This window comes from Mycobacterium celatum (assembly GCF_002101595.1).
GTDB lineage: Bacteria > Actinomycetota > Actinomycetes > Mycobacteriales > Mycobacteriaceae > Mycobacterium > Mycobacterium celatum.
On sequence record NZ_LQOM01000024.1, the window covers coordinates 275,525 to 296,292 of the forward strand.

At 68.1% G+C, this 20,768-nt stretch carries 23 protein-coding genes, 3 tRNA genes and 1 pseudogene; 10 read left to right on the top strand and 17 right to left on the bottom strand.

Features of this window, described 5'->3' with window-relative positions:
- Positions 1–168: 168 nt before the first annotated feature.
- Positions 169–555: an anthrone oxygenase family protein gene (locus AWB95_RS09310; RefSeq protein WP_062539710.1), complete on the bottom strand. Its 387-nt coding sequence runs from the start codon at positions 553–555 to the stop codon at positions 169–171.
- 44 nt (positions 556–599) lie between these two features.
- On the opposite strand from AWB95_RS09310, the pseudogene AWB95_RS23940 reads away from it, so the two are divergent.
- Positions 600–710 (top strand): annotated as a pseudogene (locus AWB95_RS23940) (winged helix-turn-helix transcriptional regulator); the annotation flags it as partial.
- Positions 711–778: 68 nt separating this feature from the next.
- Here AWB95_RS23940 and AWB95_RS09320 read toward each other — a convergent pair.
- From AWB95_RS09320 to AWB95_RS09335, 4 genes are read right to left on the bottom strand one after another with little or no spacing between them, the layout of a single operon-like run.
- Entirely contained in the window at positions 779–1,684 is a 906-nt protein-coding gene (locus AWB95_RS09320; protein ID WP_085168063.1) for an ROK family protein, read from the bottom strand.
- Between the two features lie 7 nt (positions 1,685–1,691).
- Positions 1,692–2,300 (bottom strand): DUF7158 domain-containing protein, encoded by a 609-nt coding sequence (locus tag AWB95_RS09325; protein WP_085168065.1) that lies wholly within the window; start codon positions 2,298–2,300, stop codon positions 1,692–1,694.
- Positions 2,297–6,448, bottom strand: coding sequence for a glycoside hydrolase family 38 N-terminal domain-containing protein (locus AWB95_RS09330; RefSeq protein WP_085168067.1), 4,152 nt, complete (start codon positions 6,446–6,448; stop codon positions 2,297–2,299). The genes AWB95_RS09325 and AWB95_RS09330 overlap by 4 nt, the downstream gene beginning before the upstream one ends.
- A gap of 9 nt (positions 6,449–6,457) precedes the next feature.
- Positions 6,458–7,237, bottom strand: a complete 780-nt coding sequence (locus AWB95_RS09335) for an endonuclease/exonuclease/phosphatase family protein (protein ID WP_062540421.1) — start codon at positions 7,235–7,237, stop codon at positions 6,458–6,460.
- 18 nt (positions 7,238–7,255) lie between these two features.
- Between AWB95_RS09335 and AWB95_RS09340 the strand changes: the two genes are divergently transcribed.
- The 9 genes from AWB95_RS09340 (at position 7,256) to AWB95_RS09380 (ending at position 15,672) form a co-directional block, all read left to right on the top strand.
- Positions 7,256–7,825, top strand: coding sequence for a nucleotidyltransferase (locus AWB95_RS09340; RefSeq protein WP_062540420.1), 570 nt, complete (start codon positions 7,256–7,258; stop codon positions 7,823–7,825).
- 13 nt (positions 7,826–7,838) lie between these two features.
- Positions 7,839–8,441, top strand: coding sequence for a DinB family protein (locus tag AWB95_RS09345; protein ID WP_062540419.1), 603 nt, complete (start codon positions 7,839–7,841; stop codon positions 8,439–8,441).
- Complete coding sequence (locus AWB95_RS09350; RefSeq protein ID WP_062540418.1) at positions 8,428–9,369, top strand: alpha/beta fold hydrolase; 942 nt, start codon at positions 8,428–8,430, stop codon at positions 9,367–9,369. The genes AWB95_RS09345 and AWB95_RS09350 overlap by 14 nt, the downstream gene beginning before the upstream one ends.
- Positions 9,370–9,450: 81 nt before the next feature.
- Entirely contained in the window at positions 9,451–10,797 is a 1,347-nt protein-coding gene (locus tag AWB95_RS09355) for an ABC1 kinase family protein (protein WP_062540446.1), read from the top strand.
- Positions 10,797–11,696, top strand: a complete 900-nt coding sequence (locus AWB95_RS09360; protein WP_085168069.1) for an alpha/beta fold hydrolase — start codon at positions 10,797–10,799, stop codon at positions 11,694–11,696. The genes AWB95_RS09355 and AWB95_RS09360 overlap by 1 nt, the downstream gene beginning before the upstream one ends.
- A 117-nt stretch (positions 11,697–11,813) precedes the next feature.
- Positions 11,814–12,677 (top strand): cyclopropane mycolic acid synthase family methyltransferase, encoded by an 864-nt coding sequence (locus tag AWB95_RS09365; RefSeq protein ID WP_085168071.1) that lies wholly within the window; start codon positions 11,814–11,816, stop codon positions 12,675–12,677.
- A 53-nt stretch (positions 12,678–12,730) separates the two neighbouring features.
- The gene (gene mmaA4, locus AWB95_RS09370; RefSeq protein WP_373280784.1) at positions 12,731–13,660 is read left to right on the top strand and encodes a hydroxymycolate synthase MmaA4; all 930 of its coding nucleotides are present in this window, start codon (positions 12,731–12,733) and stop codon (positions 13,658–13,660) included.
- A gap of 92 nt (positions 13,661–13,752) precedes the next feature.
- Complete coding sequence (locus AWB95_RS09375) at positions 13,753–14,454, top strand: YciI family protein (RefSeq protein ID WP_062540445.1); 702 nt, start codon at positions 13,753–13,755, stop codon at positions 14,452–14,454.
- Positions 14,455–14,457: 3 nt separating this feature from the next.
- Positions 14,458–15,672 carry an RNA polymerase sigma factor gene (locus tag AWB95_RS09380; RefSeq protein ID WP_085168073.1) on the top strand — a complete coding sequence of 405 codons (1,215 nt, stop codon included), beginning with the start codon at positions 14,458–14,460 and terminating at the stop codon, positions 15,670–15,672.
- Positions 15,673–15,747: 75 nt separating this feature from the next.
- Here the strand turns inward: AWB95_RS09380 and rplA are convergent, their stop codons facing one another.
- From rplA to AWB95_RS09440, 12 genes are all read right to left on the bottom strand, one after another.
- The gene (gene rplA / locus AWB95_RS09385) at positions 15,748–16,455 is read right to left on the bottom strand and encodes a 50S ribosomal protein L1 (RefSeq protein ID WP_062538684.1); all 708 of its coding nucleotides are present in this window, start codon (positions 16,453–16,455) and stop codon (positions 15,748–15,750) included.
- A gap of 61 nt (positions 16,456–16,516) precedes the next feature.
- Positions 16,517–16,945, bottom strand: coding sequence for a 50S ribosomal protein L11 (rplK, locus tag AWB95_RS09390; RefSeq protein ID WP_062538683.1), 429 nt, complete (start codon positions 16,943–16,945; stop codon positions 16,517–16,519).
- Positions 16,946–17,029: 84 nt separating this feature from the next.
- Complete coding sequence (nusG, locus tag AWB95_RS09395; protein ID WP_062538682.1) at positions 17,030–17,761, bottom strand: transcription termination/antitermination protein NusG; 732 nt, start codon at positions 17,759–17,761, stop codon at positions 17,030–17,032.
- Between the two features lie 31 nt (positions 17,762–17,792).
- Positions 17,793–18,218: a preprotein translocase subunit SecE gene (gene secE / locus AWB95_RS09400; RefSeq protein WP_062538681.1), complete on the bottom strand. Its 426-nt coding sequence runs from the start codon at positions 18,216–18,218 to the stop codon at positions 17,793–17,795.
- A 127-nt stretch (positions 18,219–18,345) separates the two neighbouring features.
- Positions 18,346–18,418 (bottom strand) — tRNA-Trp (locus tag AWB95_RS09405).
- Positions 18,419–18,551: 133 nt separating this feature from the next.
- A complete protein-coding gene (gene hadC / locus AWB95_RS09410; protein ID WP_062538680.1) occupies positions 18,552–19,052 on the bottom strand; it encodes a (3R)-hydroxyacyl-ACP dehydratase subunit HadC in 501 nt (166 codons plus the stop codon).
- Positions 19,053–19,054: 2 nt separating this feature from the next.
- Complete coding sequence (hadB, locus tag AWB95_RS09415; protein ID WP_062538679.1) at positions 19,055–19,483, bottom strand: (3R)-hydroxyacyl-ACP dehydratase subunit HadB; 429 nt, start codon at positions 19,481–19,483, stop codon at positions 19,055–19,057.
- Positions 19,470–19,919 (bottom strand): (3R)-hydroxyacyl-ACP dehydratase subunit HadA, encoded by a 450-nt coding sequence (hadA, locus tag AWB95_RS09420; protein WP_373280749.1) that lies wholly within the window; start codon positions 19,917–19,919, stop codon positions 19,470–19,472. The genes hadB and hadA overlap by 14 nt, the downstream gene beginning before the upstream one ends.
- A gap of 39 nt (positions 19,920–19,958) precedes the next feature.
- Positions 19,959–20,126: a 50S ribosomal protein L33 gene (gene rpmG / locus AWB95_RS09425; RefSeq protein WP_003898538.1), complete on the bottom strand. Its 168-nt coding sequence runs from the start codon at positions 20,124–20,126 to the stop codon at positions 19,959–19,961.
- Positions 20,127–20,161: 35 nt separating this feature from the next.
- Positions 20,162–20,235, bottom strand: a tRNA-Met gene (locus AWB95_RS09430).
- 30 nt (positions 20,236–20,265) lie between these two features.
- Positions 20,266–20,338 (bottom strand) — tRNA-Thr (locus tag AWB95_RS09435).
- A gap of 134 nt (positions 20,339–20,472) precedes the next feature.
- Entirely contained in the window at positions 20,473–20,691 is a 219-nt protein-coding gene (locus AWB95_RS09440) for a type II toxin-antitoxin system VapB family antitoxin (RefSeq protein ID WP_062538677.1), read from the bottom strand.
- Positions 20,692–20,768: the final 77 nt, after the last annotated feature.

Here is a 20,768-nt window from a genome sequence, read left to right on the forward strand (position 1 = left end):
CGGGAAAGACGAACGCCCCGACGCAGGAAGCGGTCGGGGCGTGCAGTATCAGCTCAGCGTGCCTCGTCCTCCTGCGTGGGCCGCCGGGAATTCCCGGACCTTCAACCGATTGCTCGGTGACCGACGGTCTTCGGTGGATCGGCCACCACAATAGCGTTTGCGCCGCGATCAGCCAAAACAGGCGGCGGTCAGCAAGGCGAAGATCGCCACCATGATCGCCACCCGCAGCCAGTGCAAGCGATCCCAGCGGCGCGCCAACTCGCGGGAGACCTCACCGGTGGCCGACCAGGCGCCGATGCGGTTGTTGATCGGTACCAGCACCGTGACCGTCAGCAACACAACGGCGGTCATCAGCACGGCAGCGATCCCGGTGAACCAACTGCGCGTGACGGCCGTGACGAGGACCAGCGGTACCAGCGAGCCCGCATACCAGAACGGCATCACCCTGCCCAGCAGCCGGCTGGCGTCGCTGCGGGCCGCGCGGAAGGCGTCGTCAGGCAGGCCGGCGAAGATCGGGTGCGCGAACGCGGCGACTGCGAACTCGACGCCGACCATGGAGCCGGTGATCAGCACCGCCAAGATTTGTCGACGACGGAATCATCGAACGCTACGACGCCCGCACTGTCCCGCCCTGCGTGCACTACTCGATTTCGGACTACGGTTTGACCCTCGCCCCGGTGCTGGCGCCCCTGTGCGACTGGGGCCGACAGCGCATGCACCGCAACATCTGGCTGCCGCCGAGTGGCCAGTTATGGCACGCGAAAAGCCTTGGAGCGTGTCATAACTGGCCACTCGCGCGAGGTGGAACAAGTAGTGCGGCGGCCCCGACCAGGCCGGCGTCGCCGCCGAGCGCGGCCGGCACCACCCGCAAGTCGCGGATGAAGTCCAAGCCGGCGTGACCGGCCACTGCCGCGCGCAGCGGGTCGAACAGCACCCCGCCGGCGTTGGCAACTCCCCCGCCGACGACCACCACGTCTAGGTCGCAGACCGCCGCCACCGAGGCGATCATCGCGGCCAGTGCATCGGCGCCGCGCTGAAATGCGCGCAGCGCCAACGGGTCTCCGGCCGCGGCTGACTCGGCCAGCGCCAGGGCATCGGCGCCAGACCAGCCGTTGGCCCGCGCCCAGCGCGTCATCGACGGGCCGGCCGCGACGGTCTCGACGCAGCCGCGCCCGCCGCACGAGCACGGCTGGCCATCCGGGTCGACGACGACGTGCCCGACGTGCCCGGCGTTGCCGGTGCGGCCGTGGTACGGGGCGCCGTCGAGCACCAGCCCGCCGCCCACGCCGGTGGACACCACGATGCCGAGCAGGAAGCGCGCGCCGCGCCCCGCGCCGCGCCAATGCTCGCCGAGCGCCATGCACAGCCCGTCGCCGCCGAGCCGCACCGGCACACCCGGTACCGCGGCGGCGACCCTGTCCCGCAGCGGGAATCCGCGCCAGCCGGCGATATTCACCGGGCTGACGGTCCCCGCGGCAAGGTCGATCGGCCCGGCCGCCGCCACTCCCACGCCGGCCACCGCGCCGCCGGCGACGTCCATCGCCTCGCCGATCATCGCCTCGACCACGGCCCACACCTCGCCCGCCGGAGTCGGGCGCTTGGCGGAATACACCACTGTGCCAACGGAATCGACCAGCCCGGTTGCGATCTTGGTGCCGCCGATGTCGAGAGCCAAGATGAGCATGCGGAACTCAGTGGCGGTGGGTGTTGTCGGGCTGTCGCGGGTCGCCGGGATGCTCGTAGCCGGGGGCCAGCCGCACCAGCGCGGCCCGGCGCGCGTCCAGCCAGACCCGAAATGCCTTGCGGCGCGCTGCTGCTCGCAGATGCTCGGCGATCTGCGGGCGCACGTCGTCCAATGTCGGCGCAGCGGCCGCCGGTCTGCACCAGCCGTCGCCGCCGGCCGCCGGCGCGGCGAATCGCAGCGGGTTGCGGGCGTGGTAGGCGGCGACGTCCGCGTCGCTGACGTCGACGTCGGCGGTGATGCTGACAAAGACGTTGCGCGCCAACGGGTTCGCCAGTGCTGCGGCGGCCACGCTGCCGATCTCGAGACGGGCCGTCGCATCGGGCAGCAGCTCGGACTCGCCGGGTGCATCCGTGTCGGTCACACCGAGCGCCGCGGCCTCGGCGGCGATCACCCGCTCGGTCACGATCAGCTGGGTCAGCCAGCGTCGCAGTTGCCGTCCCTCGCTGGTGCCCGGCGCCGGCAGCGCAGCGGCCAGCGGGCCGTCGCGCAGCCGCGCCTCGCGGGCGTCGACCTCGTCGACCGGGACGCCGGCGCCACCGACGGTGGCGACGATCATCGGACCGCCACCCTCACCGCCGGCGAATACAGCAGGTGCCCGGCGCAGGCCAACCGAACCAGCGCCCACCACTCACCGGGCTCGGCCCACGCGGGTGGCGCGATGTCGAAGCCGAGCTCGACGGCGCCGCGCGCGGGCAGCACCGCTCCTTGCGCAGCCGGGCCGGTCCATTCCCACGTGTCCCACGGGCTGATCAGGTGTGCCTCCAGCGCCAGATCCGCGCACGCCTCGGTGCCGACGGTGACGACCAGCCGCGCCGAATCTCCGGCGCTGACCTCGACGTCGGACGGCTCGCCGACCAGGGACACCAGCCGGCCGTCGACGCCGCCGACCGCAACCACGCAAACGTCCTCGACCACCTGGCGCCATGCCGCCGGCACGTCGTCGCCGGTGACGTGCAGCTGTGCCCGCAGCGGGTACAGCCCGGCTTCGGCGCGCGGCGGAATGGCCACCCTCACATCGGTTTCCCGGTAGTCACCGGGCTCCAAGGTGTACGGCAGCTCGGCGGGCCTGGCCTTCCAGCCGGCCGGACAGCGAAGTGCGACACGGCCGGTCAGCGACGCATCGGTGCAGTCGCTGACCACGGTCAGGCGCAGCGTTACCTCGTCGCCGGCTGCGGCGCTGACCCGCTGCGGGTGCAGGTAAGCGACGGCCGGCAAGCCGCCGAGTGGGGCCGGCCCGCGGTTGTGCAGCCAGTACCGCGCGTAGAGCGGCTGCGCGTGCTCGGCCTGCGGGGCCTGGCCGGCGCCGTCGGAAACCTTGGGTATGTCAAGTTGGGCCAGCGTGGTGGCGATCTGGTAGCCGTGCAGCGTGGCGGGTTGTCGATGCTGCTGGGGTGTTTCCAGCAGGTCGGCCGGCCGGATCTTCGACAGCGTGCCGAGCGGCGAGCGAACGTCTACTTCGGTTGCAGCGCCGTGCATTTCGACCAGCCGCAGGGCGATCGAATGCGGGTCGACGGGTTGGGCGCTGCCGCGGGCCAGCGGGTTGCCCGCGGCTTTCACGGCGCCCAGCTGTACCGCACGGGCGGGCTCGATGCGCAACAGGGAACCGCCGGCGGGCAGCTCATCGGTTCCCCCAACAGCCGCCAGCAGCGGGTGCCCGAATTCTGCGCTGCGAGCGGGTATTTCGGCCTGTCGCCAATCGCCGCTGCCGGAGATCAGCGCGTAGTCGAAGGTGTGGGTCCAGTGCTGCAGCTGGAAGTTGGACCCGTCGGGTGCGGTGCGGCGCGGTTCGTCGGTCCATACACCGGACGGCCAGCCGGTACACGAGCGCATCAGCGCGGTGTGCAGCGTGCCGTCGGTGTCGACGGCGAAACTGGGCACCCCGCGGTTGAGCAACGCGACGGTGTGCGAGTCGAACCGTTGCATCCCCGACGGGGCCTGTTGGGCGACAACGATTTCGGCGTCGGCGAGGTCGTCGGTCACCGATGCGATCGCCGGGCCGAGGTCGGCGTCGTCACGCCCGGCGATCACCAGCACCGGCAGTGCCCGCGGGTCGCGCAGGTCGGCGCCGGGCACCCAGGTCGTCGCGAGCGGCGCCGCCGCCGGCACCCACAGCCGGGCGCGGCCGGTCTCCGCGAGCTGGCGGTCCAGCTCGATGCTGTACACCGGATCGGCTGCGGCCAGAACAGCTTTGGTGAACGCATTCTGGCCCGGCCCACCGAGCGCGATCCGGGTGTCGGGGAGGTTGGAGTCGACGTTGAGGTAGCCGTAGCGGGGCTTGTCGGCGCTGCTGCAGGTGGCCGTGACGCCGGCACGAGCCAGGGCCACCATCAGGTCACGGGCCAGCGGGCCAGACACGGTCTCGGTGGGCGACACCACCTCCGCGACGGACACCGCGTGCACCGAATCGCCGCGCTTTCGATCGCCGCGGTCGCCGAGGCGAACCCGCACGGCCGACGACAGCCCGAACCAGCCGTAGGCGGGGTTGTCCAGTGTCCACGGGTGCTGTGCGGTGTCGACCGACCGATCGCCGTCGTGCAGCAACGCGAAACCGCGCCCGACAACGGCGTCGCCGACCTCGCTGACCGGCGTCGCGCCCGGCACCGGGCAGGGCCAGCGCAGCCGCAGCAGCCGGTCGGAGCCGGTGAACTCGTCAATGGTAGTGCGGCAGTCCACCCGCGAAATCCCGTGCCACAACGTGAGAGTCTGGGTGTAGCGCAGCAGGTTGCCGATCCGGCCGCGCACGACGAGCCGCTGGCCGACCGGCGTGCGATACGCCTGCACTTCGGCCGACGTTTCCGCCGAGCCCACCACCAGCCCCTTGGGCAGCAGGTGCCACGGGCCCTCGCCGCCGGTCGGGTGCGCGGGGTATTCCTCGTAGACGGCCAGCTCGTTGCCCACCCGGCCGTCGGCGATCAGCTCCCGCCCGTCGACCCGCAGCGACGAGACCCCGCCGCCGCGCGCCGGGTCGACCACCAGCCGGTAGTGTTCGTTGACAATCATGTTGCCCGCCAACGGCTCCCAGGGACGTGGCTCGCCGGCGCCCACTCGGTAGGCGCGCCAGCCCAGTGACGGCACGTCGCGCGCCAGGAAGGTAACCGAGTCGTCGTGAGAGACATAGGGCACTTCGGCGCCGTCGGCGTCTACAATTCGCGCTCCGGTGCCGAGCCGGACCGTGACCACGTCGGTCCGGTTGTGCGCCAACGGGTTCCACACGACAACGTCGCCGCCCACTAGTCGGGACAGCACCGCCAGCGACGTGCCGCGCGCGGCGCGACCGAGTTCCCACGCGTCGCGCCAGCCGGTCAACAGGTCGAGGTAGACCTGATCGGATTCCGAGCCGGTGATGGCGTCGTGGTGAGCGCCGTAAGCCAGTTGCACCCACGCCTTGGCCAACGCCGCCTGCGGGTATTCAGCACCGCCCAAAACGCCTGCGAACACCGCGAATCGCTCCGCTTCCAGGACAGCGTGCTCGGCGGCCCGGTTGGCCTGCTTGGTGTCAATGAACGACACGTCCTTGCCGGTGTAGATCGGGTTCATGTCGCGGGTCTGCGGCGACGGCGCCAGGCCGCGGGCGTTCAACTCGGCGCGCACGGCGGCGAAGAACTCCCGCGGCAGCGCGCACACGAACCGCGGCCAGGTGTAGCGGGCGGCCCAGTCGCGGTGAATCTCGGTGACCCACTTGTTCGGTGGCGTGTAATCCGTGCCGACCGGCAGCAGCACGTTGCGGGTCAGCGCCACCTTCTTCAGGTCGTCGAACAGCCGGTAAGTTGCTTGTTCGGCCTCGGCCAGCGAGGTGGATTCGTCCATCCACCAGCCGGCCGAATAGTGCGCCGGCATGTAATGGGTGAGCAGGCCGCGCCCGGACGGGGCGATCCACTCGAACTCGCTGCAGAACTGCATGCCGGAAAGGCCGCCGTCGCTGTGCATCGGGCCCCATTGGTGGTGCGGTCCGCGGGCCCACGAGCTCGACGTCAGGCCGGCGTCGGCGGCCAGCCCGGGGAACTGCGGGTCGTGGCCGAACACGTCGAGCTGCCACGCGGTGGCCGGGTCGCTGCCCACCACGTCGCGTTGGAAACCCATGCCGTGCACCAGGTTTCGGATCGTGGTTTCCGGGCTGGTGAGGTTGGTGTTGGGCTCGTTGTAGGTGCCGCCCATGATCTCGACGCGGCCGTCGGCGATGAAGCGCCGCAGGTCGGCACGGTCCTCGGGGTGGGTGTCCCAGTACGGCTTGAGGTAGTCCACTTCGGCCAGCACGAATTTGTACTCGGGCTCGCGGCGGGCCATCTCCAGATGCGCATGCACCAGCTCGAAGCCGTTGGCCTGCCGGCACCTGCCGGGCGGATCCTCGCGCCACACGCTGGTGTAGGCGGCCTGGGTGTTCCACCACACCGGGTCGTAGTGGAAGTGGCTGATCATGAACATCGTCCAGCCGGGCTCGGCCACCGTGAACGGGAACCGCATCGAGGCGCCGGCGACGGAAACCGTTGCGGTCCGTCGCTGGCCGATCACCGGATATTCGACCGCGACAGGCACTTCGACGACGTCCTGCCCGGTCTCGAGGCCCGCTTGCCCGGCGAGCCCGTCGCCGTCGACCCGGAGCTGTGTCGGCTCCGCGCAGCCGCTGACGGTAACCCGGGCCAGTTGCAGCGGTGCGTCCGGCGGGCCGACGAACAGTTCCGTCGACTCCGCAGCGATGACCTGCACTCCCGCACCCTACGAGGTTGTGCGCGCCCTCGTCACGTCGACGACGACCGGCAGGTGATCCGAAACCGGTAACGCGGGCGTCGCACAGGAATCGACGACCAGACGGGCGTCGTCGGTGAGGATGTGGTCGAGCTGGCGGTCGGGAGCCTCGACCGGAAAGGTCTTGGCTTCGGCCAGCGGGCGCATGCCCGTCCAGCGCCGCGGCGCGGGGGGGCTCATGTTGAGGTCACCCATCAAGACCCGCGGACCCGGGAAGCCGCGCAGATCGCGGATCAGCCGGCGCAGCTGCACCCGGTTCCACCCCGGCACGAAAGACAGGTGGGTGTTGGCGACGGTCAGCTCGCCCAAAGCGGTGTCGAGCCGGGCCACCACCGCCGCCCGCGGCTCCTCGTCGACGACCTGGACCCGGCCGGTCCCGGGCAGATACATCGGAAACTTCAGCGGAATCCGCGGCAGCCGCAGCACCTGCCAGCTCAGCGCCGGATACCGCGACAGCAACGCGATGCCGTACGCGGCGGTGCCGGGCTGCTCGTCGCCGGTTGCGGCCATCCAAGTGGCCCCGGGCGTGCCGGCGATCGCCGCGACGAACCGGTGGCTGACCGCGCCCATCGCTTCGGCCGCGACGGCGGTGAGATCGGCCATCGCCGAACGGGGCTGATCGCAGTCCACCTCCTGCAGGGCCAGCACGCCCGCGTCCAACCGCCGCACGCAGTCGGCGAGCCGGTCAACGTCGACTTCGCCGTCGTGCATGCTGCGGCCGTGCAGGATGTTGAAGGTCGCCATCCGCATGGGTATTACCTACCCAGCATGAGTGCCCCCGGATCACCGCTGTTCGCACGCAACGACGAATTGCGTGAGGCGCTGCGACGCGCGGCCTCGGCGCTCAAGGCGCACGGGCCGCAGTTCGCGCTGGCCGGCAGCTACGCGCTGTGGGTGTACGGGGCGCCCGAACCGGTGCACGACGTGGACCTAGTGGTCGCCGAGCCCGAGGTCGAGGTGGCCGTCAAGACACTCGCCGAGGCCAGGTTCACGATCGACCGCACGCCGGAGGACTGGCTGTTCAAGGCGTGCGTCGACGACGCCGTCGTCGACGTGCTGCACCGCATCAACGGCGTGCCGGTCGATGCGGAGCTGATCGGGTCGGGCGAGGAGCGCGACGTGTTGGCCATCCGGATGCCGGTGCTGGCGCCGACGCAGGTGGTGATTCAGAAGCTGTGCGCGCTGACCGAGCACCATTGCGACTTCGCGTCGCTGCTGCCGTCGGTGCGTGCGGTTCGCGAGCAGGTGGATTGGGATCGGGTGCGCGCCGACACCGCGGGAAACGACTTCGCGGCGGCGTTTTTGGTGCTCGTCGAGCGGCTCGGGATCACGGCGTGATAAGCACTGACCCATGCCCGCTCTCGCCCCACCCGTCGCCGACGAGCGCAGCGCGCTGCGCGAATTTCTGGCCTACCACCAAAGTGCCTACTTCGCGGTGTCCTACGGACTGACCGACGAACAAGCTCGATCCACCCCGACGCACAGCGCGCTGTCGATCGGCGGGCTGATCAAGCACGCGACCGGCATGCAGCGGACCTGGATGGCGCGGGTGGCCGCCGCGCCGGGCGCGCCGCCGAAAGATCCTCGCCCGTTCGAAGAGATCGCCAGGGACTTCGCCGACCAGCATGTGATGCGCCCCGACGAGACGCTGACGGGCCTGCTGGCCGCCTTCGAGGCGCAGAACACCGAATCGCTGCGGCTCGTGGAGACCACCGATCTTGACGCGAAAGTGCCTGTGCCCGAAGACATTCCGTGGTTCCCCAAAGGCATCGAGGCGTGGTCGGTGCGCTGGGTGATCCTGCACGTGCTCAACGAGCTGGCCCGCCACGCCGGGCACGCCGACATCATCCGGGAGACTATCGACGGCGCAACGATGTACGAGCTGATCGCCGGCCTGGAGAATTGGGAGCCCCGACCATGGGTCACGCCTTGGAGAAAGCGTGCTGACCCGTAGCGGCATCGCTCAAGGCGCCGTCGACCTCTACTACGAGGACCTCGGCGACCCGGCCGATCCGCCGGTGCTGCTGATCATGGGGCTGGGCGCCCAGCTGCCGATGTGGCCGGACGGCTTCTGCGCGCGGCTGGTCGACGCCGGATACCGGGTGATCCGGTTCGACCACCGCGACACCGGGCTGTCGGCCAAGATGCACGGGCTGCGCGCGGAAGGCTCGGTGTACCGGCGGGCGTGGCGCTATGTCCTCGGCCGGACCAGCCGAGTGCCCTACACGCTGGTCGACATGACGCACGACGTCGTCGGGCTGCTCGAGCACCTCGGCATCGAGCGCGCGCACGTCGTCGGAGCGTCGATGGGCGGCATGATCGCCCAGATCCTCGCCGCCACGGAGCCGCAGCGGGTGGCGTCGCTGGGCCTCATCATGTCCGCCACCGGCAAACCGCTGTCCGCGCTGCCGGCCTGGCGGGTCATCAGGCTGGCGTTCGACGCGCCGGGCAAGGACGCCTCCGACGAGGAAAAGCTGGCCTACGAGGTGCGCAACGTCGCGGTCTTCAACGGCCCCCACTTCCTGCCGTCCCAGGCCGACCTGCGCAAGCGCGTCGAGCAGCTCGCCGAGCGCTGCACGTACCCGCCCGGCCGGCTGCGCCAGGTCGACGCGTTGCTGGGCACCGGCAGCCTGCTGGCTTATAGCAAGGCGATCACCGCGCCGACGGTCGTGATCCACGGTTCGCACGACCCGATGGTGCGGCCGCGCAACGGCCGGGCGTTGGCCACGGCCATCCCGGACGCCCGGTTCGTCGTGGTCGACGGGATGGGCCACGACCTGCCCGAACCGGTGTGGCGCCCGATCGCCGAGACGCTGCAGGAGAACTTCGCCCGCTCCCTCCTGCCGCGAGCGTGCGTGTCGCCGGCCGACACGCCGACATAATTCCCGGGTTTGCGCACGCTCGCGGCAAAGCGGAGTGGCCGCGATTCGATACCGACCTGCGCAATTTGGCACACTGCACTGATGAGTTCCAACAACCATCGCGAGCTAGCCAAGCTTGACCGGGTGCCGTTGCCGGTCGAAGCGGCCCGCATCGGCGTGACAGGTTGGCAGCTCACACGCACCGCCGCCCGCGTCGTCACCAAGCTCCCCGGCCGCGGCCCCTGGCAGCAGAAGGTGATCAAGCAGCTCCCGCAGACCTTCTCCGACCTGGGCCCCACCTACGTCAAGTTCGGGCAGATCATCGCCTCGAGCCCGGGTGCGTTCGGCGAAACGCTGTCCCGGGAATTCCGCGGGCTGCTCGACCGGGTGCCGCCGGCTGACCCGAAAGAGGTGCACAAACTCTTCGTCGACGAACTCGGCGCGGACCCGAAGGAGCTGTTCGCCAGCTTCGAGGACGAGCCGTTCGCGTCGGCGTCCATCGCGCAGGTGCACTACGCGACCCTGCACAGCGGCGAGGAGGTCGTCGTCAAGATCCAGCGGCCGGGGATCCGCCGCCGGGTCGCCGCCGACCTGCAAATCCTCAAACGCTTCGCGCAGGCCGTCGAGCTGGCCAAGCTGGGCCGGCGCTTATCTGCCCAGGACGTCGTCGCCGACTTCTCCGACAACCTGGCCGAGGAACTGGACTTCCGCCTCGAGGCGCAGTCCATGGAGGCGTGGGTCTCGCACCTGCACACCTCCCCGCTGGGCCGCAACATCCGGGTCCCCCAGGTGTACTGGAACTGCACCACCGAGAAGGTGCTGACGATGGAGCGGGTGCGCGGCATCCGCATCGACAACGTCGCCGAGCTCCGCAAGGCCGGGTTCGACGGCACCGAGCTGGTCAAAGCGCTGATCTTCAGCCTCTTCGAGGGCGGCCTTCGGCACGGGCTGTTCCACGGCGACCTGCACGCCGGCAACCTCTACGTCGATGCCGACGGCAAGATCGTGTTCTTCGACTTCGGCATCATGGGGCGCATCGACCCGCGCACCCGCTGGCTGCTGCGCGAGCTTGTGTACGCGCTGCTGGTCAAGAAGGACCACGCGGCGGCCGGCAAGATCGTGGTGCTGATGGGCGCCGTGGGCACGGTCAAACCCGAGGCGCAGGCCGCCAAGGACCTGGAGAAGTTCTCCACCCCGCTGACCATGCAGACGCTGGGCGAGATGTCGTACGCGGACATCGGCCGGCAGCTCTCGGCGCTGGCCGACGCCTACGACGTCAAGCTGCCGCGCGAGCTGGTGCTGATCGGCAAGCAGTTCCTCTACGTCGAGCGGTACATGAAGCTGCTGGCGCCGAAATGGCAGATGATGTCCGATCCGCAGCTCACCGGCTACTTCGCCAACTTCATGGTCGAGGTCAGCCGCGAGCACCAAAGCGACGTGGAGGTCTAGTGCAGGTCCGCAAAGGCACCGCCCGGTCCGGCGATGTGGACCTCTACTACGAGGACATGGGCGACCCGAACGACCCCGCGGTGTTGCTCATCATGGGCCTGGGCGCGCAGCTGCTGCTGTGGCGCACCGCGTTCTGCGAAAAGCTGGTCGCCGAGGGCTACCGCGTCATCCGGTACGACAACCGCGACGTCGGCCTGTCCACCAAGACCGAGCGCGTCAAGGCCGGCCGCAAGCTCCCCCGGATGATCCGGTTCTGGTTCGGCCTGCCCGGCAAGTCGACCTACGCCCTGGAGGACATGGCCGACGACGCCGTCGCGGTGCTCGACCACCTCGGCATCGAGCGGGCCCACGTCGTCGGCGCCTCGATGGGCGGGATGATCGCCCAGATCGTCGCCGCCCGATACAGCGCAAGAACCCGGTCGCTGGCGGTGATCTTCTCCAGCAACAACCGGGCGTTCCTGCCGCCACCGGCACCGCGAGCGCTGCTGGCCGTCATCCAGGGGCCGCCGCCGGACTCGCCGCGCGACGTCATCGTCGACAACGCCGTGCGGGTCACCCGGATCATCGGCAGCCCCGCCTACCCGGCGCCCGAACAGCGGATCCGCGAAGAAGCCATCGAAGGCTACGAACGCTGCTACTACCCGTGGGGGATCGCCCGGCATTTCAGCGCGGTCCTGGCCAGCGGCAGCCTGGTCCGCTACGACCGCCAGATCACCGCGCCCACGGTGGTCATCCACGGCCTGGCCGACAAGCTGATGCGGCCCTCGGGCGGCCGCGCAGTGGCGCGGGCCATCCGCGGCGCACGATTGGTGACCTTCGAGGGCATGGGCCACGAGCTGCCCGAGCAGCTCTGGGACCAAGTGATCGGCGAGCTGACGACAACGTTCGCCGAGGGCTGATCGAGGTAGTTTGCGACTCGGCCAGCGCCGATCCACTAGCATGTCTGGCGGGTATGGGGGGGTCGTGCCGCTAGTCGAAGCGGTGAACGCGTGAAACCGAGGAAAGGCGCTGCCGACATGGCGGAAAAACTTCAACCGCATTTTGAAGACGTGCAGGCCCATTACGACCTGTCCGACGAGTTCTTCGCGCTGTTTCTCGACCCCACCCGGACCTACAGCTGCGCCTACTTCGAACGCGACGACATGACGCTGGAAGAGGCACAGATCGCCAAGATCGACCTGGCGTTGGGCAAGCTGGGCCTTCAGCCGGGCATGACGCTGCTCGACGTCGGCTGCGGCTGGGGTGCGACCATGCGCCGGGCGATCGAGAAGTATGGCGTCAACGTCGTCGGGCTGACGTTGAGCAAGAACCAGGCCGCCCACGTGCAGAAGATGTTCGACGAGATGGACACCCAGCGCAGCCGGCGGGTGCTGCTGCAGGGCTGGGAACAGTGGGACGAGCCCGTCGACCGGATCGTGTCCATCGGCGCGTTCGAGCACTTCGGCCACGACCGCTACGACGACTTCTTCACGATGGCCCACGACGTGCTGCCCGACGACGGGGTGATGCTGCTGCACACCATCACCGGCTTGACAGGGCCGCAGTGCATCGAGCGGGGCATCCCACTGACGTTCGAGATGGCCCGCTTCATCAAGTTCATCGTCACCGAGATCTTCCCCGGCGGTCGGCTGCCGTCGATCGAGAAGGTGCAGGACCACTCGTCGAAGGCGGGCTTCACGCTGACCCGCAGGCAGTCCCTGCAGCCGCACTACGCCAAGACCCTCGACCACTGGGCCGCGGCGCTGGAGGCCAACAAGGACAAGGCCATCGAAATCCAGTCCGAAGAAGTCTACGAGCGCTACATGCGGTACCTGACCGGCTGCGCCAATGCATTCCGGGTCGGCTACATCGACGTCAACCAATTCACCCTGGCAAAGTAGGTGGGGAATACCAGGCGCGCCCTCCAAGCCGGGTATGGTGCTTTCACCAGTCAATGACATGCGGCAAGAAGGGCGACGACACACTGATGCCTGACAAGCAGATCAGTCCCGTGAACACGCGGACGCGCTTCGAGGACATCCAGGCGCATTACGACCTGTCCGACGACTTCTTTGCGCTGTTCCAGGACCCTACCCGGACCTACAGTTGCGCCTACTTCGAGCCGCCCGACCTGACCCTCGAGGAAGCCCAGATCGCCAAGGTCGACCTGAACCTCGACAAGCTGGACCTGCGGCCCGGCATGACGCTGCTGGACATCGGCTGCGGCTGGGGCACCACGATGAAGCGCGCGGTGGAAAAATACGACGTCAACGTCATCGGCCTGACCCTGTCGAAAAACCAGCATGCCCGCGCACAGCAGGTGCTGGACGGCATCGACACCGACCGCTCCCGGCAGGTGCTGCTGCGGGGCTGGGAGGACTTCAGCGATCCCGTCGACCGGATTGTGTCCATCGAGGCGTTCGAGCACTTCGGCCACGAGAACTACGACGCCTTCTTCAAGAACTGCTTCAACATTTTGCCCGACGACGGGCGGATGACCGTGCAGAGCAGCGTGAGCTATCACCCGTACGACCTGCACGCACGTGGCAAGAAGCTGACCTTCGAGACGGCGCGGTTCATCAAGTTCATCGTCACCGAGATCTTCCCGGGCGGGCGGCTGCCGACCACTGGCATGATGGTCGAGCACGGCGAGAAGGCCGGTTTCATTGTCCCCGAACCGCTTTCGCTGCGCCCGCACTACATCAAGACGCTGCGCATCTGGGGCGACGCGCTGCAGGCCAACAAAGACAAGGCCATCGAGATCACCTCCGAAGTGGTCTACGAGCGCTACATGAAGTACCTGCGCGGCGCCGAACACTATTTCAGCGAGGACATGCTCGACTGCAGCCTGGTCACCTATCTCAAGCCGGGCGCCGCCGCGTAGCGCGAGCACCTGTCGGATTGGCGTCGCCTCATTCGTCGGACAGGTAGCGAGTGGAGCACAGGGTTCCGCTCACTACCGGAGGAGACCACGACATGCAGTACCTGGCCCTGTTGATGAGCAAGGAACGGGACTACACCCCCGACGAGGGGGCGGCCCTGATGGCGGCGTTCGAGAACTTCCACGCCAAATCGGCCTCGGCAATCCGGGCCGGTGACGCGTTGACGCGGCAGGCAGCCGGGGTGCGCATCACCGGCGGCCCGGATGCCCCGGTGGTCACCGACGGCCCCTTCGCCGAAGGCGCCGAAGTCGCGTGCGGCTACTACGTATTCGAAGCCGACAACCTCGACGAGGCGCTGGCACTTGCCCGCGACGTCCCCGTCGCCGCTCACGGTGCGATCGAAGTGCGGCCCACCTACCACACGTTCGACCCGGAGTGGTCGCGCTCCGGCGGCGCCCAGTGGTTGGCGCTTCTGCTGGAGCCGCCGGGATCGGTCAACTCGCCCGGAACGCCCGAGTGGGAGGTCGAGGCCGCACGGCACGGCGAATTCGCTGCCGGCGCAGGCGATCACATCGTGGCCGGCGCGGCGCTGCACGAGCCGGCGACGGCGACAACGGTGCGGGTCCGCGACGGCGAGGTGCTGTTGACCGACGGGCCGTTCGCGGAAAGCGCCGAGATCGCCACCGGCTTCTACCTGCTGTCGGCCGCCGACCGCGACAAGGCCGTCAAACTGGCCTCGATGATCCCCGCCTCGACCGTGGAGCTACGCCAGCTGGCGGGAGTCTCCCACCTGTAGCGCATGGCCAACCTGGACGGCGTCTTCCGACGGGAATGGGGCTCGACCGTGGCCGCGCTGGCCCGTTGGTCGGGAGACCTGTCCGTCGCCGAAGACGCCGTTCAGGAAGCCTGCGCCGAGGCGCTGCGGGTGTGGCCGCGCAACGGCATGCCCGACAACCCGGGCGCATGGCTGCTGACGGTGGCGCGCAACCGCGCCCGCGATCGGCTGCGTCGCGAATCCATCCGTCCCGGAAAAGAATTGGCTGCAGTGGTGGAGGAGATCGTGGCGCGCACCGACGGTGCCGACCCGCACCCAGTCCGCGACGACGAGCTGCGGATGATGTTCACGTGCGCCCACCCGGCACTCGACCGGGTCTCGCAGCTGGCGCTCACCCTGCGGCTGGTCTCCGGGCTCACCGTCGCCGAGATCGCGCGGGCGCTGCTGCAGACGGAGTCCGCGGTGGGGCAGCGAATCACCCGTGCCAAGAACAAGGTTCGGCACGCCAACATCCCGCTGCGGGTGCCGCCGGCCGAGCTGCTGGCTGAGCGGGTACCGCACGTGCTGGGCTGCATCTACTTGGTGTTCACCGAGGGGTACTGGTCGACGGCGGGCCCGTCGGCCATCCGCGATGAGCTGTGCGACGAGGGGGTCCGGCTGGCCGGCGAGCTGTGCGCGCTGATGCCTTCCGACCGCGAGGCCCAGGCGCTGGCGGCCCTTGTGCTGCTTCATGATTCGCGGCGGTCAACCCGCGTCGACGCGGCCGGGGCGGTGGTCCCGCTGGACGAGCAGGACCGCAGCCGCTGGGACCGCGGCCGCATCGCCCGGGGCCTGGAGCGGTTGCGGCAGGCGGAGGGATCGACCGGGCCGTATCTGCCGCAGGCGGTGATCGCGGCCGTGCATGCGACGGCGCCGAGCTGGGAGCAGACCGACTGGCCGACGATCTGCACGGCCTACGACCGGTTGCTCGAGATCGCCGAGTCGCCGGTAACGCGCGCCAATCGTGCTCTGGCCGTGGGCTTTCGGGACGGGTATGGCGCCGGCCTGGCCGCACTGGACGTGGTGGCCGACGACCCGCGGCTGGCCCGCTCGGCCTTGGTGCCGTCGATCCGCGCGGATCTGTTACGCCGCGACGGCCAGACCGCGGAGGCGGCTATCTGGTATCGAAAGGCGTTGACTTACACCGGCTCCGAGCCGGCCCGGGCGTTCCTGCAACGCCGGATAGCCGAGTGCCAGTAGCACCGCGAGCAGACAGAGAATCGCGTTACCTGAGGGGTTTTCGTGCGATTCTGCGTCTGCTCGCGAGGGGAAAAGCTACTCCGCGGCGAAGTTGCGGGTGATCGACGGGTCGACCGGGATGCCCGGGCCGGTGGTCGTCGAGACGGTGACCTTCTTCAGGTAACGCCCCTTCGACGACGACGGCTTGAGCCGCAGCACTTCGTCGATCGCCGCGCCGTAGTTCTCCGCCAGCTGCTTCTCGTCGAACGACGCCTTGCCGATGACGAAGTGCAGGTTGGCCTGCTTGTCCACCCGGAAGTTGATCTTGCCGCCCTTGATGTCGGCGATGGCCTTGGCGACGTCCGGGGTGACGGTGCCGGTCTTCGGGTTGGGCATCAAACCACGCGGCCCCAGCACCCGGGCGATGCGGCCGACCTTGGCCATCTGGTCGGGTGTGGCGATCGCGGCGTCGAAGTCCAAAAACCCGCCCTGGATCTTCTCGATCAGGTCGTCGCTGCCGACGATGTCGGCGCCGGCGGCCTCAGCTTCGGCGGCCTTCTCCCCCACCGCGAACACCGCGACCCGCGCGGTCTTACCGGTGCCGTGCGGCAGGTTGACCGTGCCGCGGACCATCTGGTCGGCCTTGCGCGGGTCGACGCCGAGCCGGATGGCCACCTCGACCGTCGCGTCCTGTTTGGTCGACGACGTCTCCTTGGCAAGCTTCGCCGCTTCCAGCGGGGTGTAGAGCTTGGTGCGGTCCACCTTCTCGGCGGCGGCGCGATATGCCTTGCTGTTCTTGCTCATTCGTTTTCCTATCTGTGGTTAGAAAGCGGGCCGAAGCTGGCCCTCCCACCGGTCGAGCAAGCTACTCGACCGTGATGCCCATCGATCGGGCGGTGCCGGCGATGATCTTGGCGCCGGCCTCGACGTCGTTGGAGTTCAGGTCGGCCTTCTTGGTCTCGGCGATCTCGCGGACCTGGTCCCAGGTGACCTTGGCGACCTTGTTCTTGTGCGGCTCGGACGAGCCCTTGCCCACGCCTGCGGCCTTGAGCAGCAGCTTGGCGGCCGGCGGCGTCTTCAGCGCGAACGTGAAGCTGCGGTCCTCGTAAACGGTGATCTCCACCGGGATCACATTGCCGCGTTGGTTTTCCGTCGCGGCGTTGTAGGCCTTGCAGAACTCCATGATGTTGACGCCGTGCTGGCCGAGCGCCGGACCGACCGGCGGCGCGGGATTGGCCTGACCGGCCTCGATCTGGAGTTTGATCAGCCCGGCGACCTTCTTCTTCGGGGCCATGGGTGTTGATTCCTTTCTTGCCTTCCAGCGAATTCGGCGCGGTTTTCGTCGCTGAGCGACGATTAGCGCGCCGAAATCGCCCGGTTAGATCTTGGAGACCTGGCCGAAGCCAAGTTCGACAGGTGTTTCGCGGCCGAAGATGGACACCAGCACCTTGAGCTTCTGTTGTTCGGCGTTGACCTCGCTGATCGAGGCCGGCAGCGTCGCGAACGGGCCGTCCATGACGGTGACCGATTCGCCGACTTCGTAGTCGACCTCGACGGGCGCCCGTTCCAGCCCGCCCTCGGCAGCGGCGGCCGCAGTGCTGGCCGCACCCTTGGCCGGCTTCTTCGCCGCGCCCTGCGGCAGCAGGAACTTCACCACGTCGTCCAGCGACAGCGGCGACGGGCGCGACGTCGCTCCGACGAACCCGGTCACGCCCGGCGTGTTGCGCACCGCGGCCCACGACTCGTCGGTCAGGTCCATGCGCACCAGGATGTAGCCCGGCAGCACCTTGCGGTTGACCTGCTTGCGCTGACCGTTCTTGATCTCGGTGACCTCTTCGGTGGGCACTTCCACCTGGAAGATGTAGTCGCCGACATCGAGGTTCTGCACACGGGTCTCGAGGTTGGCTTTGACCTTGTTCTCGTATCCGGCGTAGGAGTGGATGACGTACCAGTCGCCGGGCTTGGTGCGCAGCTCGGCCTTGAGCGCAGCGGCGGGGTCGACCTCTTCGGCCAGCTCCTCCGGGGCAGCGGCCTCCGGGCTGGTCTCTACGTCGGCATTTTCCAGGTCGACCGCTTCACCCGCGGGCGTATCGCCCTCGAAGGTAGTCACGGGTTCAGTCCTCTCTATAACTTCTGCTCGCTCAGCGATTGCCGAACGCGAGCATTACCAGCTTGGCCAGGCCGAAGTCGGTCAGCCCGATCAGCGCCACCATGAACACCAGGAACGCCAGCACCACCGAGGTGTAGGTGATCATCTGCTTGCGGTTCGGCCAGATCACCTTGCGCAGCTCGGCGACCACCTGCTTGAGGTAGTTGTAGACGTAGACGAAGGGGTTGGGACCTCGCGACGCCCCTGCCTTCTTGGCTTTCTTCGCCTTCTTGGCCTTGGCGTCGGCCTCGTCCCCGGTGAGCTCGATCGCCCCCGAGGTCTCGTCGGCCTCGGCCCGCTGACGGGACCGCTTGCCGGTGGGACGTTGCGGTCGCGTCACCACCGCCGTCCGGCCGCCGCGCTGTTCCTCGGTTTCGTTGGCGTCGGCTGCGTCGGCACCGTCGCGCTCGTCGCTCACCGCATGCTCCTTAAGTTCGACTAGGTGGTCGCCTTCCAGTGTCCACCATTGCACTGCTGCGCTGTTTTGTGGTCCGGCTTTTCCGCAGGCCATCCCGGCCCGCGTCGTCGCCGCACGGTTCCCTCAGCAGGGGCGACAGGACTTGAACCTGCAACCTGCGGTTTTGGAGACCGCTGCTCTGCCAGTTGAGCTACGCCCCTTCGCCGGTTGGCAGGCCAACCCGCACGGGGCCTCACATGACGCGCGCGTCCGCTTGGTCAAACCCGGAAAGCGTGCTGATGATGGGAAAACCCCGAGGTCCGAGTGTACATCGGCGCCGCGGCTAGGTACTAATCACGCGGTTCGGATGACCTGCCCGGAGTCCATGTCCCACTTGAGGGCAACCGAGTCGGTGGCCTCGTTGCCCATCATCGTGGTGTAGGCCTCCAGCACCACCTCGCCGGCGGCGTTGGTGCAGATGTTCCTGGTGACGACGATGTCGGCGCCGAACCGCTCGTCGACCGACTGGACCTGCATCTCGGCGTGCAGCACGTCGCCGGCAAGGATCGGCTTGTGGAAGATGAACTTCTGGTCGACCTGGACGATCTGCATGGTCTCGTAGCCGGTGTCGACGCTGCGCATGAAATCGCTCTGGACCAGCTTGGCGAAGATCGTCGCGAACGTCAGAGGTGCGACGAGGCCGTCATACCCCTGTTCGGCGGCGGCCTCGTCGTCCAGGCTGGCCGGGTCGTCGGCCTTGATCGCCCTGGCGAATTCCCGGATCTTCTCTCTGCCTACCTCGTAGGTGTCCGGATACCGCCAGACCATCCCGCGGATGTCTGTCTTGATCGCCATCCCTACGCCAGCTTCGCCGACGCGACCGCACGACCGAAGATTTTCTTGCCGCCGGTGGTGGCCGTCAACGCGATCGTCACCGATTTGCTCTCAGGATCGACCGACTTCACCTTGCCGCTGAACACCAGCTCGGCGCCCTTGCCGTCGTTGGGGACCGGCACGACCGCGGTGAACCGCACGTTGTACTCGGTCACCGCCCCCGGGTCGCCGACCCACGAGGTGACGTAGCCGCCGCCCAGGCCCATGGTCAGCATGCCGTGTGCGATCGCGGTGTCCAGGCCGACGGCCTTGGCCATCTCGTCGTCCCAGTGAATCGGGTTGAGGTCGCCCGAGACGCCGGCATAGTTCACCAAATCCTGCCGGGTCAATGCGTACACCCTCTCGGGAAGCTGGTCACCCACCTTCACGGAACTGAACTCACGCAGTGGCATCGCTGAAACCCTCTTCCCCTTCGCCGGCACGACCCGCCAGGGTCGTGTAAGTCTCCTGTACTACTTCGCCTGCTTCGTTGGTGACGATGTTCTTGGTGACGATGATGTCGGTGCCGTGCGCCCGTCGCACCGAGTCCACGTAGACGTCGCAGTAGAGCTTGTCGCCCACCTGGATCGGTTTGAAGAACTTCAGTACCTGATCCACCTGCACGATCTGCGCGTCGTTGGTCGCGATGTTGGCGTGCTCGAAAAAAGCCGCCTGCGCCCTGTAGCCGAACACCGAGATGAACGTCAGCGGTGCCACCAGGCCGTCATAGCCCAGTTCAAGGGCCGCCTTTTCCTCGAAGAACCCCGGGTCGTCGTTTTTCACGGCGACCGCGTATTCCCGGATCTTCTCCCGTTCCACTTCGTAATGGTCGGGATAGCGGTAGTGCATCCCGACGATCTTGTCGCCCAAAGACACTGCTGTTCGAACCTAACGGGTTTCGCGGTGCGCCTGATGCTTGCCGCAGTTGGGGCAGAACTTCTTCAGCTCCAACCGGTCGGGGTCGTTACGGCGGTTCTTCTTGGTGATGTAGTTGCGGTGCTTGCACACCTCGCACGCCAAAGTGATCTTCGGCCGTACGTCGGTACTGGAGGCCACGTCAGTTCTCTTTCACAGATCTCGTTGTTGTCTTGTAGCGATGGCCGGACTCGAACCGGCGACCTAACGATTATGAGTCGTTCGCTCTAACCGACTGAGCTACATCGCCTTGCGCCGCCAGCCTGCTCGGCGTCCGCCGAGCCCCCTAACGGAATCGAACCGTTGACCTTTTCCTTACCATGGAAACGCTCTGCCGACTGAGCTAAGGGGGCGCTCACCCGTAGCGACCAGGTCAGGTCGTGCCGCGGGCCTAAAAGAGGGTACAGCCCGGGCCGCAACGCGACCAAACCGCGTGGCGCTCACGCGGACGTGTCGCGCAGAACCGCAGAACTACCCGGGATCGGGACTACCCGGTACTCCGGGATCCCCGGGGGTTCAAGGCGCCGAGGTCGAACGGGTCTTCCTCTTCCTGGGCGTCCGGCGACGGTTCTGGGGCGGCAGAGCTATTGACGAGGGTCCGAAGCGCAAGATTGACCGCTTCCCGGGCACTCCGAAGGTGATACCGGCGTATCACCTCGTCGACCAGGGTCTGATCAATCTCGATCTCAACCTTGGCAAACGACATAATTCAACGATACCCAGTCGACCGGCTCGCCAACCAGCAAAATTCGGCCCAAACCCGCAGGCAGGCCCCGTGAGGCA